We start from the raw sequence: 12,979 nt of genomic DNA, 5'->3' as shown, positions 1-12,979 counted from the left end.
ATGGTATCTCTCATATGCAGCAGCGGACGCAACATTATATCGCGAATTGAATAATTCTTCGTTTAGGAGCGACTTCCCATCTCCTAACACTTAACGCATAATGTCTACTCTGCCTTCGTTATTATATAATACTATGAAAACAAGGATATGTAAAGGCTTTGTAATATATGGGAACTAACAAGCAATTTTTGATAAAAAGTGTTAGAATATATAAGGGATAATAATGAAAAATAAAAAATGTAAAGTGAAAAATGAAATGTGAAAAGTGAAATATGTAAGTAAAAATTAATTAATCATAGAGGAATGAAGCTTTCAGCAAATTTTTTAGTACTAATACTATAACATTGTGAAGGAAGGACATAGAATGAAGAGGGAAATTAAGACTAAAACATCGATTATATGTGTTGTTTTGACACTAATAGCTATCCTGCTAGGTATTAGTATTTTTAAAGTGGCCTATTATGGCTTGTTATTTGGTCTTGTTTTGGTTTTATCGGTGGGAAAAGCCCATGGTTACAATCTAGATGAACTGCTATCTATGATGTATAGGGGAGTTAGGAAGGCCTATGTTTTGCTGATCATCATGTCATTAATAGGGATGATATCAGCTGCATGGATGATGGGTGGTATTATCCCTGCAATGATGAAAGTGGGACTGAGCTATCTGTCTAATATGAATTTTCCTTTAGCAGCTTTTATTATAAGTAGCGGTATTTCAATGATTTTAGGCACTTCCATTGGTACTATCAGTACCGTAGGAATTCCCCTTATGGAGGTTGCAAGGGCTATGGGATTACCGCCATATCTAGTAGCTGGGGCTATCATATCTGGTGCATATATTGGTGACAGGTCCTCACCAATGTCCAGTTCCTTAAACCTAACTGTTAGTGTAACGGAATCGAAGCTGATGGAGACTGTTAAACATATGATGACAACCCTTATCCCTGCTTTTGTCATCTCTATAATATTCTATTATGTTACCGGAGATAGATATATGGTGGAGGGATTGGGTCTAGAAAAAATAGAAGAAACCATGAGGATTATAAACGGTAGCTTTTCTATGGGCTGGTATTCATTTTTGCCACCACTGGTGATCTTATTCATGTCACTACTGAAGGTATCCATAGTATATTGTATGGCTACTGGCCTAATTGCAAGCCTAGGAATTATAGCCTTCGTATATAACCCTTCTTTTATAGAAGTAGCCAAATCATTATTTTCAGGTTATTATCCCCTAGACCCCCAACTGGCTCAGTTGATTTCAGGTGGAGGATTATTATCCATGAAGAATGTAATTATCATCATTGGAGTATCTACAGCCCTCAACGGATTAATAGAAGAGCTATCTATGATGGAGGCAATTAAGCGATGGTATTTAAAGGGGATTCATAAGGTGGGGGGACTCATCTATAAAACCTCTCTCTTAAGCTTTATTATAGCTACAATTACTTGTAATCAAAGCCTATCAATAATTATCCCAGGCAGATTCATGAAGGATGAATTTAAAAAGAGAAGAATTTCCGGAAAAACCCTTGCTAGAACCATTGCTGATACCGGTACAGTCTTAGTACCACTGATACCATGGAATGTAAATGCTGTTGCCATCGTATCCCTTTTAGGGGTCAGCACTATCAAATACTTACCGGTAGCAATTATATGCTATGTTCTACCCATGATAACCCTGGCTTATGGATATTGGGGTTTATATAAGGAGGATGACCAAGGATTAACAGAAGATAGCCCCAGTATATAGAATAAAACACACAATTCTCTAATATAATTTCATAGATATACAGATTTAGTTAATAGGAGGTTGTAATGGGTAAAAAAGATATTATTACAAAAGCTATAGTACCTTTAATCATTATGTCATTATTGTTTTTTACAATATATAGCGTAGCCAAAAAACCAAATGAAGAATTTCCAACTGATCAAAGCAGTACAGAAGACTTGAGGGAAGAGATCAATTTAAGAGATCCCATGGAAGCCATGAAAATCATTAATGGTGTAATGATCTTTAATAATGAGAATTATTTAATAAACATGGTGGAGCTTATGTATAACTTTGAAGACTATCATGGTATGGGGGTGGATATCCAAGGATTTGTATTAAAACCACAGGATTTAGAGGAGAATAGCTTTTATTTAACGCGATATGTCATTACCTGTTGCGAGAATGACCCAGAGATGATTACTCTTAATTGCTATTATGATGGTGATATACCAGAGGAAAATACATGGGTAAAAATTGAAGGAAGCCTACAGGCTATGAACTATTATGATGAGGATTTAGGAGAGGAAAGTCAGAAACCTTTAATTGTTGTAAATTCATTAGAGGCAATTCCAGAACCTGAAGAGCACTATTTAGAACCATAGACGAAAACCCCAAATTAAGCTCAGGCCGACTTTGGGGTTTTGCAACCTATTAGTCTCAAATCTTCTAAAGAGGTACTTACATTTCTATTTTTCTTTTTTCAAAGAGGCCTGTTTGCGATTCATAGATTCTCTAATTTCTTCATCTTGATGCAATTCAGAAGAAATCTCCCAGTGGATAACAAAGGTAAGAATCACCCTAAGGACAATGATAGCAGCTAGAACCTTGATTTCATCCATGGTTCTAACAAGGATTGTTCTAAGAACCTCGCCGCCTAGCTTAAATTCCAAACCCAAGGCTAAACCCTTTGCAATTTCGATCTTTATACAGGTATCATTAAATTTTAGCTTTTCTTTAATATAATTATAGAAACCTCTTACGGCTGAATAGCCAATAATGAAAATACCAATTAACTCCAGTACATAAATTGTATATACTACAATCAACTGAATATAATCCTCTATATAATGTTCTAGTATCATTTGAACCTCCTAAATTTATCATAAGCCTAATTAAATCCATTACAGTATTTAATGAAAATAGTATTTCCATAGAATTTTTATAATAAGCGTATTATCCCCAGTATTATTAAAATGAAACCAGGTACTAATGAGGTTTTTTCTTTTAAGCTTTTCATTAGAAACCTTTTGCCGATGAAAATGCCCATTAATAAAAACAAGAAATTCATTGTGGCTACCAAAACTAAGGCGGATAATATAATTGCTAGGGAGTTTATTGAAACCACGATACCAACTGCAAGGGAGTCTATGGCAAGGGCAAAGCCTAAAAGCATAGCTTCTTTAGTATCAATAGTACCTGAAACATCTAAATCTGCCCCAGAGGGATTCCTTAATACAGAAATGGCAATACCCAATGATTTTATGCTTATAAAGGCTATTGTAGCTTGCTGTTGAATCTTTTCTTTAGGGAATTTGTAATTAAGCCATCCTTCTATGAGGAACCATATACCAATGACAATTATTATAATAGAGCCCAATAAATTTGTAACGATAGGAGGGAAAATCCTGGTTAATAGATTTCCTGTAAAAAGACCCAAGGCTAATAAGACCACAGATATGATATCTAATATAAATATTGAAGGGAGAGGCACTTTAATATTTTTTACACCATAAGCAACACCTACACTAAAGCTATCTACGCTGATGGCAAATGCAATCATAATTGCCTGTAGCATTTAATCCCTCCTTTTTTGTATCATATTAATTACAGTATGCAAGTAAATACAATAGAGTGATGAAGTTTATTTACAAAAACATCACTTTAGGATATTATTAAAAGGGCATATAAACTAATTAATAATCAGTAGGGTTGGAAATAAATATTAGTTATAAAAAAATAGTCACCTTGATGAATATATTTGATTTTCATTCCTTTGAGTATTTAATTCTCAATTTTTACATTACTTAAGGAGAGACTTCAATGAATAAAAAAAGACTCTATGCAAATATCGCAATATTGTTGACGGTCCTTTTCTGGGGTATATCGGCTTCCAGCAATAAGATCGCCCTAAGGGAGGTTCCCCCTGCAACCCTTGCACTTCTACGCTTTATAATAGCTTCTGTATGTTTGATCATTCTGAATTTAAGAATGAATCCAAATGTTAAGCTAAAGAAGGAAGATATAAAAAATATGACGTTGGGTGGCACAATTGGTGTTACTGTCTATTTTATATTTGAAAACTACGGCCTCAGATTTATTAGTGCAGCCAATGCCACAATTCTTTTGGCAGCTATACCTCTATTTACAGTGGTACTAGAGGGCCTTATATACAAAGTTAAAATTGGACCCAAGAAAATGCTTGGAGTTATATTATCCCTTCTAGGAGTAGTGCTGGTAATCGGTAATTCCATTTCAGTTAATGCAGGTAATGAAGTAATAATAGGAAGCCTACTGATGATTGGCGCAGCCTTAAGCTGGGTAGCCTACTCAATGATTAATAAGTCCTTAGATGGAAAATATCCTACAATTTCTATATCAACCTATCAAAGTATAATAGGTGGAATATTTTTAGTACCCTTTGCTCTTTTGGAAAGGGGTCAGTGGCAGTCGATTTCTCTATTGTCATGGGTCAACATTTTATATCTAGCACTATTTTGCTCAGCCCTATGCTATGTTCTCTATCTATATGCTTTAAAGAATTTAGGGCCGTCCCAAACCAATGTATATATAAACCTAATGCCTTTTATAGGAGTAATAGCGGCCTTCTTGTTGCTTGGAGAACGCTTATATCCATTGCAGCTTTTGGGTGGCGTGGTCATCATTATGGGAATACTGATTGTAAACCACAAGGAAGGCAAAAAGCTTACGGAAGCTAAAGCATAATTATGAATTTTTCCTTGTGTTAGATCACAAATTATGATATCTTTTAAATACAATTAATAATGAAACCTTCAGGGCAGGGTGCGATTCCCTACCGGCGGTAACGTTTATAACGAAGCCCGCGAGCCTTTTGGCAGATCTGGTGTAATTCCAGAGCCGACAGTTATAGTCTGGATGAGAGAAGGAGTAATATAATAGAAGGCCTATGCTTTCTATTAGGTTGATTTCTATTCATAAACAATGACCCTGAGGTAACTCAGGGTTTTTTTTATTGGTTTAAAGGGAAAAATAAAGGGAGGTGAAATTTATGGATATTAAATATATGAAAAGGGCCCTTGAACTGGCAGAGGAGGGCATGGGAAAAACTAGGCCCAATCCTTTGGTGGGAGCTGTAATTGTAAGAGATGATAAAATTATCTCGGAGGGATTCCATAAGGTTTATGGTGGAGATCATGCCGAGCTGGATGCCTTAAAGAAAATTAATTTTCAAGGGGAAGGTACAACCTTATATGTAAATCTAGAGCCCTGTTCCCATTATGGGAAAACACCTCCATGCGTTGAGGCCATCATAAGGGCAGGAATTAAAACCGTTGTAGTTGCCATGACAGATCCTAACCCTTTAGTTGCTGGTAGGGGAATAAAGATTTTGCAAGACCACGGTATAGAGGTTATTCATGGTGTTTTAGAGGAGGAGGCCCGTAGGCTAAATGAAATATTCATTAAATACATAACCACAAGTAAACCCTTTTTAATCTTGAAAACAGCCATGTCGATGGATGGAAAAATTGCTACCGCAGAAGGAAACTCTAAATGGATAACAGGAGAGGAATCTAGATACTATGTCCACCAAATAAGAAATAGAGTGGCAGGAATAATGGTTGGAATAACAACAGTTATTAAAGATAATCCTAGATTAAATACGAGATTACCCTTAGAAGAAGTAAGTCACCCAACAAGAGTTATCGTAGATAGTAGCTTGCGAATTCCATTAGATAGTATTGTTGTTGAAACTGCATCGCAGCAGCCAACGATAATTGCCACCACCAACAGAGGACCTAAGGAGAAGCTTTTGAAGCTTAAGGACAAACATGTAGAAATCATTATATTACCTGAAAAGAACAACAGAGTTGATTTAAATCAACTGATGATAGAACTGGGAAAACGGAGAATAGATAGCATTTTATTGGAGGGTGGAGGTACATTGAATTACTCTGCCTTAGAGGAAGGAATCGTGGATAAAATGATTACCTTCATAGCACCTAAAATTTTAGGTGGCACTGCTGCCTTAACCCCTGTGGAGGGCGAAGGAAAAATCAATGTGGATGACGCTTTCATGCTTAATGACCTAAGGGTTGGGTACTTAGGTAAGGATCTATTAATAGAAGGATACTTTAAAGGAGATAAGTAATATGTTTACAGGTATTATTGAGGAAATAGGAAAAATTAAGAGCCTTTCAAAAAGTGGTGATGGTGCAAGTATCGTTGTCGAGGCAAAAAAAGTATTGGAGGATGTGAAGCTGGGGGACAGTATTTCAACAAATGGTGTATGTCTTACGGTTAATCAATTTAACTCCAATAGTTTTAGGGTAGATGTAATGGCAGAAACCATGCGAAGAAGCAATCTAAGAAGTTTAAAGGTCGGTAGTAGGGTTAATTTAGAAAGGGCAGTTGCCGTTGGAACTAGGCTAGGTGGACATATTGTCAGCGGTCATATAGACGATGTAGGCATTATACAGGAATATGAAAAAGAGGATAATGCTGTATGGATTACAGTTCAACCCTCTAGGGAATTACTGAAATACATTATTAATAAAGGATCCATTGCCATAGATGGAGTTAGTTTAACGGTGGCCTATGTTGATGATAGGATATTCAAGGTTTCCATCATCCCCCATACTAAAGATGAAACTACCCTTATTGAAAAAGGCGTGGGGCAATTGGTAAATCTTGAGTGTGATATGATTGTAAAATATATTGAAAAGCTTATAAATCACAAAGATGACAAGGAAAATGGTAAGAAGGATATCACGATGGAATTTCTAGCGAAGCATGGATTTTGATAATTGGAAAGGTTGAGATTAGATGGAATATGAATTTAACAACATTGAAGAAGCTTTAGAGGATATTAAAAAAGGGAAAATGATTGTAGTAATTGATGATGAAGATCGAGAGAATGAAGGAGATTTAGTTGCAGCTGCTGAGCTTATAACCCCAGAGACCATAAACTTTATGGCTAAATATGGACGAGGTTTAATTTGTCTACCCATGACGGCTGAGAGACTACAAGAATTAGACTTACCTCAAATGGTAACTAGAAATACTGATGAGCATCAAACGGCCTTTACTGTATCTATAGATGCCATCGAAACCACCACAGGGATATCAGCCCACGAAAGGGCATTAACAGTATTAAAGGCGGTTAAATCAGATACAAAGCCAAAGGATTTTAAAAAACCAGGCCATATATTCCCCCTTTCTGCTAGAAAAGGAGGAGTACTTACTAGAGCAGGCCACACTGAGGCATCAGTTGATTTAGCTAGAATGGCTGGACTATATCCTGCAGGAGTGATCTGTGAAATTATGAATGATGATGGATCCATGTCAAGGGTTCCACAGTTAATGGAATTTATAAAGGAGCATAGTTTAAAGATTATTACCATTGCAGATTTAATTGCCTACAGAAGAAAAAATGAAAGAACCATAAAAAGGGTGACGGAGGCAAAGATGCCTACAAGTCACGGGAGCTTTAATATAGTAGGCTATGAAAACATATTGAATAATGAACACCACGTGGCGCTGGTGAAGGGGAATGTCGCTGGAGATGAACCGGTTTTAGTAAGGGTTCACTCTGAATGCCTAACAGGGGATGCCTTTGGTTCTTTAAGATGCGACTGTGGTGATCAATTGGGAACGGCTATGGAAATGGTAGAGGAGGAAGGTAGGGGAATAATCCTTTATATGCGACAGGAGGGTAGAGGTATCGGTTTGATTAATAAGCTTCGAGCCTATGCCCTTCAGGATGAAGGCTATGATACAGTGGAAGCTAATTTAGCCCTTGGATTTCCAGAAGATATGAGGGATTATGGTATAGGTGCACAAATATTAAAGGATCTAGGCGTTAAAAAAATTAGGCTTATAACCAATAATCCACGCAAGTTAGTAGGATTGTCAGGATATAACCTAGAGGTGGTAGAACGGGTACCTATTCAAATGAATCATAATGAAAAGAATGAGTATTATCTTAAAACTAAACAAAAAAAATTAGGCCACATGTTAGAATTTAAGGAGGAGAATTAATAATGAGAGTTTACGAAGGAAATTTAACAGCTGAAGGTTTGAAATTTGCTATTGTTATTGGACGTTTTAATGAATTTATTGGTAGCAAGCTTTTGGCAGGAGCCCTAGATGCTATAAAAAGACACGGAGGATACCAGGACAATATAGAAATTACATGGGTTCCCGGAGCCTTTGAGATTCCATTGGTGGCGAAAAAGATGGCAAAAACCCAAAGATACGATGCTGTTATATGCTTAGGAGCTGTAATTAGAGGGGCAACACCTCACTTTGACTATGTTTCTAATGAAGTAACCAAGGGAGTAGCTCTAGTTGGTTTAGAAACTGAGGTGCCAACGATATTTGGAGTTTTAACAACAGATACTATAGAACAGGCAATTGAGAGGGCTGGTACTAAGGCTGGGAATAAGGGTTTTGAGGCAGCGGTAACGGCAATAGAAATGGCCAATCTTCTAAGGGAAATATAATAAAGGGATAAGATTAAGGAGATATCTAAAGGGATATCTTCTTTTTATATATTGAGAGTGTGAGATTCTTTGCTTGAAATCTAAAAGGTGCTTTGATATACTAATTATAATACGAATAACGTATAATACGGAGGTGGAATTATGAATGATCAAGAGTTAATCCATAGGTTGATTGATATATTTAAGTTCAAGGAAGAATATCAATTGAAGTCCTCTGGTCTATTGCCCCAGGATATGTATATATTAGAGAGAATCTATTTTGGTGGTAAAGTCACTCCAAAGGATTTAAGTGAGAAATACCATATCCCCCCCTCCACCCTAACGGGGATAATTGATAGGTTAGAAAAAAATGACTTGATAAATAGGGTGAGAGGTAATAAAAATAGAAGGGTAGTATATATTTCCCTTACAGATAAGGGGATCCATCAAATAAAGCATCATATAAAGGAAGATAAAATATTTTCTTATAACTTTTTTCGACCTGTAAAAGGGGATAAAGGCCAACAACTTAGGCAGCTGCTAATAGAGGTGCTAGATGGGATTAACAAGGACACTTTATTTAATGAGGGAGCATTGGAAAATGATTAATGTAGAGGATATATCAGTAGCTAGAAATCATCAAACGATATTAAAGGAAATTACCCTTAGCTTTAAAGAGGGTGAGTTTATTAATATAATGGGGCCATCGGGTAGTGGAAAGTCCACCTTTTTAAAACTATTGAATGGCTTAGAGTCCTTTAATGGAGGGGTTATAAGATATGACGGAAGAGATATACTTGAGATAGACCCAATAGACCTCAGGAGAGAAGTTGGGTATGTGTTTCAAGTCCCCTATTTATTTGGTGAAAAAGTTAGAGAGAATATTGAATATCCTATTAAACTAGGAAAATTGGAATTGGATGAAGATTATGTTACTGAGATGCTGACAAGCTTAAATCTTAAAAAGGAGATTCTTGATAAAAAATGTAAGGACTTATCTGGGGGTGAGCAACAGAGGATTTCCCTTTTAAGGAGTTTAATGCTTAGGCCAAAGGTGCTGCTGCTGGATGAAATAACTTCTTCCCTTGATCCTATAAATACAAAGCTAGTTGAAGAATTTATAAAAGACATATACAAGAAATATCACATTACTATTATATTGGTAACCCATAGTGTAGAACAAGCAAAGCGGATGGGAAGTCGAACTGTCTTTTTCAAAGAGGGTACTGTTTTTATGGACTCTACGACTGAAGAATTCTTTAGTCATCAACAAAAAGACTTTATCAAAGAATTTATTGAAAGCTAATGAGGAGGTAGAACTATGAGTATATTAACCCTATCCTTTACAACGGTATTAGTATTGATAGCCCTATCAATATCAAAGACACAAAAAATACACCTAGAAAAGGACATCATAATAGGAGTAATTCGTGCCACTCTACAACTATCGTTAATAGGTATTGTGTTAACATATATATTTAAGGTCGATAATTGGATTATCACTACAGTAATACTACTACTTATGATTTTTAATGCCAGTCAGATAGCTGCCAAAAGAGGAGGACAAATAAAGGATACTAAGAAAACTGCATATGTATCTATTTTTTTAGGAGCATCAATTACTATTGCGATCCTTGTTATCACTGGTGCAATAAGCTATTCTCCATCGGAGGTTATTCCTGTAAGCGGAATGATTGTTGGAAATTCTATGGTTGCATTAGGATTAACCTTTAAACAGCTAAATAATAATTTTAAAAACAAGTATCAGGAGGTTGAAATCAAGCTAGCACTGGGTGCAACAGAAAAAACAGCTTCTATAGATTTAATTAGAGATGCCATTAGAACAGGGATGCAGCCAAGTGTAGATTCAATGCAAACCTTAGGTATTGTGCAACTACCAGGTATGATGACTGGTTTAATTTTAGCAGGCCAATCACCGGTATTAGCCATAAGATATCAAATAATGGTAACCTTTATGTTAATATCAACAGTGTCTATAGCTACATTTTCTGGAGCTCTGATAACCTATAAGCGATATTTTAATGCAAGAAAACAACTAAATAGGTCAATGATATAAATACAACAACAACAAAATTTAACTATCTTTGCATACAAATTAGTTGTCACAGGACCTAGAATTAGATATAATAAGATTTAGTGCACATTGTGCAACTAATAACAATCTTATGTAATGTTGATAGGAGGATCATAAATGCAAGGGTCTGCGGAATTACAGTTGAATGCAAAGGAAGAGAAAGAGGATATAGAAATAATCATGATAAACGAAAAAACAAAATATACAGTAATGTATGGAATCGCACTGTTTGTGTTGATGGCAGCCTTTATATTTAATAGCCCAATTGAAATTTTCAATGGTCTGCAAAGTATACTGGTAGATCCAAGTATATTAGTATCGGACTATATGTACGTAGGTAATATTGGTGCAGCCTTATTGAATAGTGGTATACTTATGATTATATCCATAACCATTGCAAAGATTAATGGGGTAAATATGAATGGTACAACTATGGCAGCAGTGCTGACGGTTGGAGGATTCGCCCTCTTTGGGAAGAATATCTACAATATCTGGGCTATTCTTTTAGGGGTTTATTTCTACAGTTTATATAAGAAGGAAAAATTTAGCAAGTTCATTTTAATTGCTCTATTTGGAACGGCATTAGCCCCTGCTGTTAGTCAGGTCAGCTATGGATTCGGCCTTGACCCTATAATGGCAATTGCCCTCGGTAACATAGTGGGAATTGTTATTGGCTTTATACTGCCACCTCTAGCAAATCATTTCATTAAGTTTCACCAAGGCTTCAACCTTTACAATATCGGTTTTACTGCGGGGGTTGTGGGTACCTTATTTATGGCTATTTTTAGGGCCTTTAATTTAGAAAACGAAAAAAGGTTATTGATTATTGAAGGATATAATAAAAGCCTTGGTTTATTTATAGTAATCCTATTTGTAGCGATGGTTTTATTAGGATTTTACTTTAATAAATATTCCTTTAAAGGATACGGAAGGCTATTAAAGCATAAAGGTAGATTAGTAGAAGACTTTGTTCTCTTAGATGGCTTTGGATTAAGCTTAATTAACATGGGTATACTGGGATTAATAACTACTTTATATATCATACTTGTGAAAGGGCAGCTTAATGGGCCTATAATCGGGGGTATATTTACAGTAGTTGCCTTTGGATCTTTTGGTAAACATGCTAAAAATATTACACCTGTTATGCTTGGAGTCCTTTTAGCAGCCTATATAATGAAGTGGGAGATTAATGCTGTTGGACCATTGCTGGCTGCACTATTTGGAACTAGCCTTGCTCCCATTGCCGGTGAGTTTGGCTGGAAGGGTGGAATAATTGCCGGATTTCTTCATATGGCGATGGTTATGAATGTTGGAATTGTCCATGGTGGTATCAATCTTTATAATAATGGTTTTTCTGGTGGACTGGTTGCAGCGACTCTAGTGCCAATTTTAGATTCCTTAAGAAGGGGAGAGTAAATTTGTTATTAGACCCATCAAGAAGTATAAGAATAGTAGACGAAATAATGAATTATGCAATTCATCGAGGGGCTAGGGATTGTCATATTATGATTGATGATAAAGATGATCATCAAGTGGAGATATGTATAACCTGCAAGCCCATTGAGCTATCGGTGGAGGAATTAACAGAGTTAAGAGAGTCTCTGGAAATACCGAGGCAGGAACCTGTAGAGGAATACTCATGGGAGCTGGTGGGCGAAAATCAGCAATATCATGAATTGAACATTATAGGAATGATGACAGATGACTCTACTGTAGAATATATCGATAGCTGTCTTAAAATAAGATTAATTAGGAAAAAGTGTAGTTAAGGGTGAGAATATCTCACCCTTAATTTTATTATAATATCCTTTGTATATCATAATATTTTAGCGATATACAGATGATAAAAGCGTATAATAAAGAGAAAAAATACCAGTTGAAAAGTCCTTTTAAAAGTGGTATATTATTAAAGTCGCCTCAAGGCAACAGGTAAAAAACATTTATGTGATTGATTCAATGAATGTATAAAAATATCTGTTAATGCAAAAGACTATTAAATGTAAAAAATGTATTTTAAAAAAGAGGTTGACATGAAGATGAAAATATGATATATTAGATAAGTCGCCAGTTGATGGCAAAGGGGGTAAACCCCTTGAAAGAGCTTTAATGAGAATGCTCAAAAGGACTTAGATTCAAGGCGCAAGTAAATTTTTCACCGGAGCCTATACAGACATAGGCGAGGATGCAAAATTTATGCAGCAACGAAGAAGATGAGGAATTAGCAACAGTAAGAAATGCTGTTCAAAAACTTTAGATTCAAGGCGCAAGTAAATTTTTCACCGGAGCCTATACAGATATAGGTGAGGATTCAAAATTTATGAAGCAACGAAGAAGATAAAGGATTTTCAACAGTATAGCAGGTCTTTGAAAACTGAACAGTTTAGAATATAAGCCAGCAAAATTTATTTAAAAGTGAAAAGTTAAAAGTGA

General features: G+C 35.8%; 14 protein-coding genes and 2 riboswitches. Of the genes, 12 read left to right on the top strand and 2 right to left on the bottom strand.

The features are described 5' to 3' along the window. Nucleotides 1-18: 18 nt before the first annotated feature. Nucleotides 19-114, bottom strand: a riboswitch (THF riboswitch). A gap of 250 nt (nucleotides 115-364) precedes the next feature. Together F8153_RS10755 and F8153_RS10750 are read left to right on the top strand one after the other, a co-directional pair. Then, entirely contained in the window at nucleotides 365-1,753 is a 1,389-nt protein-coding gene (locus F8153_RS10755; protein ID WP_151866359.1) for a Na+/H+ antiporter NhaC family protein, read from the top strand. Nucleotides 1,754-1,818: 65 nt separating this feature from the next. Next, a complete protein-coding gene (locus F8153_RS10750) occupies nucleotides 1,819-2,376 on the top strand; it encodes a TIGR03943 family putative permease subunit (protein ID WP_151866358.1) in 558 nt (185 codons plus the stop codon). An 84-nt stretch (nucleotides 2,377-2,460) separates the two neighbouring features. Here the strand turns inward: F8153_RS10750 and F8153_RS10745 are convergent, their stop codons facing one another. Then, nucleotides 2,461-2,856, bottom strand: coding sequence for a DUF1622 domain-containing protein (locus tag F8153_RS10745; protein ID WP_207707724.1), 396 nt, complete (start codon nucleotides 2,854-2,856; stop codon nucleotides 2,461-2,463). A 77-nt stretch (nucleotides 2,857-2,933) separates the two neighbouring features. Beyond that, nucleotides 2,934-3,569, bottom strand: coding sequence for a sporulation membrane protein YtaF (ytaF, locus tag F8153_RS10740; RefSeq protein ID WP_151866357.1), 636 nt, complete (start codon nucleotides 3,567-3,569; stop codon nucleotides 2,934-2,936). 245 nt (nucleotides 3,570-3,814) lie between these two features. Here ytaF and F8153_RS10735 point away from each other — a divergent pair, with 245 nt between their 5' ends. The 10 genes from F8153_RS10735 to F8153_RS10690 all read left to right on the top strand — a co-directional run bounded on the left by F8153_RS10735 (nucleotide 3,815) and on the right by F8153_RS10690 (nucleotide 12,318). Next, nucleotides 3,815-4,717: a DMT family transporter gene (locus F8153_RS10735; protein WP_151866356.1), complete on the top strand. Its 903-nt coding sequence runs from the start codon at nucleotides 3,815-3,817 to the stop codon at nucleotides 4,715-4,717. Between the two features lie 60 nt (nucleotides 4,718-4,777). Further along, nucleotides 4,778-4,904, top strand: a riboswitch (FMN riboswitch). Nucleotides 4,905-5,021: 117 nt separating this feature from the next. Beyond that, nucleotides 5,022-6,122 (top strand): bifunctional diaminohydroxyphosphoribosylaminopyrimidine deaminase/5-amino-6-(5-phosphoribosylamino)uracil reductase RibD, encoded by a 1,101-nt coding sequence (gene ribD, locus F8153_RS10730; protein WP_151866355.1) that lies wholly within the window; start codon nucleotides 5,022-5,024, stop codon nucleotides 6,120-6,122. Nucleotide 6,123: 1 nt separating this feature from the next. Beyond that, nucleotides 6,124-6,774, top strand: a complete 651-nt coding sequence (gene ribE, locus F8153_RS10725; RefSeq protein ID WP_151866354.1) for a riboflavin synthase — start codon at nucleotides 6,124-6,126, stop codon at nucleotides 6,772-6,774. 22 nt (nucleotides 6,775-6,796) lie between these two features. Continuing rightward, nucleotides 6,797-8,011: a bifunctional 3,4-dihydroxy-2-butanone-4-phosphate synthase/GTP cyclohydrolase II gene (locus tag F8153_RS10720; RefSeq protein ID WP_151866353.1), complete on the top strand. Its 1,215-nt coding sequence runs from the start codon at nucleotides 6,797-6,799 to the stop codon at nucleotides 8,009-8,011. Nucleotides 8,012-8,013: 2 nt separating this feature from the next. After that, complete coding sequence (gene ribH, locus F8153_RS10715) at nucleotides 8,014-8,475, top strand: 6,7-dimethyl-8-ribityllumazine synthase (RefSeq protein WP_151866352.1); 462 nt, start codon at nucleotides 8,014-8,016, stop codon at nucleotides 8,473-8,475. A gap of 141 nt (nucleotides 8,476-8,616) precedes the next feature. Next, nucleotides 8,617-9,063 (top strand): MarR family winged helix-turn-helix transcriptional regulator, encoded by a 447-nt coding sequence (locus tag F8153_RS10710; RefSeq protein WP_151866351.1) that lies wholly within the window; start codon nucleotides 8,617-8,619, stop codon nucleotides 9,061-9,063. Then, nucleotides 9,056-9,760, top strand: a complete 705-nt coding sequence (locus F8153_RS10705; protein WP_192929779.1) for an ABC transporter ATP-binding protein — start codon at nucleotides 9,056-9,058, stop codon at nucleotides 9,758-9,760. The genes F8153_RS10710 and F8153_RS10705 overlap by 8 nt, the downstream gene beginning before the upstream one ends. A 15-nt stretch (nucleotides 9,761-9,775) precedes the next feature. Then, on the top strand, nucleotides 9,776-10,531 hold the full coding sequence (locus F8153_RS10700) for an ABC transporter permease (protein WP_151866349.1): 756 nt from the start codon (nucleotides 9,776-9,778) through the stop codon (nucleotides 10,529-10,531). 135 nt (nucleotides 10,532-10,666) lie between these two features. After that, a complete protein-coding gene (locus F8153_RS10695; protein ID WP_192929778.1) occupies nucleotides 10,667-11,965 on the top strand; it encodes a DUF1576 domain-containing protein in 1,299 nt (432 codons plus the stop codon). Between the two features lie 2 nt (nucleotides 11,966-11,967). After that, a complete protein-coding gene (locus tag F8153_RS10690; protein ID WP_151866348.1) occupies nucleotides 11,968-12,318 on the top strand; it encodes a hypothetical protein in 351 nt (116 codons plus the stop codon). The last annotated feature ends 661 nt before the right edge of the window (nucleotides 12,319-12,979 follow it).

The sequence above is a fragment of the Alkaliphilus serpentinus genome (assembly GCF_009017255.1).
Classification (GTDB): Bacteria; Bacillota; Clostridia; order Peptostreptococcales; family Natronincolaceae; genus Alkaliphilus_D; species Alkaliphilus_D serpentinus.
This window is presented reverse-complemented; position numbering and strand designations above follow the sequence as displayed.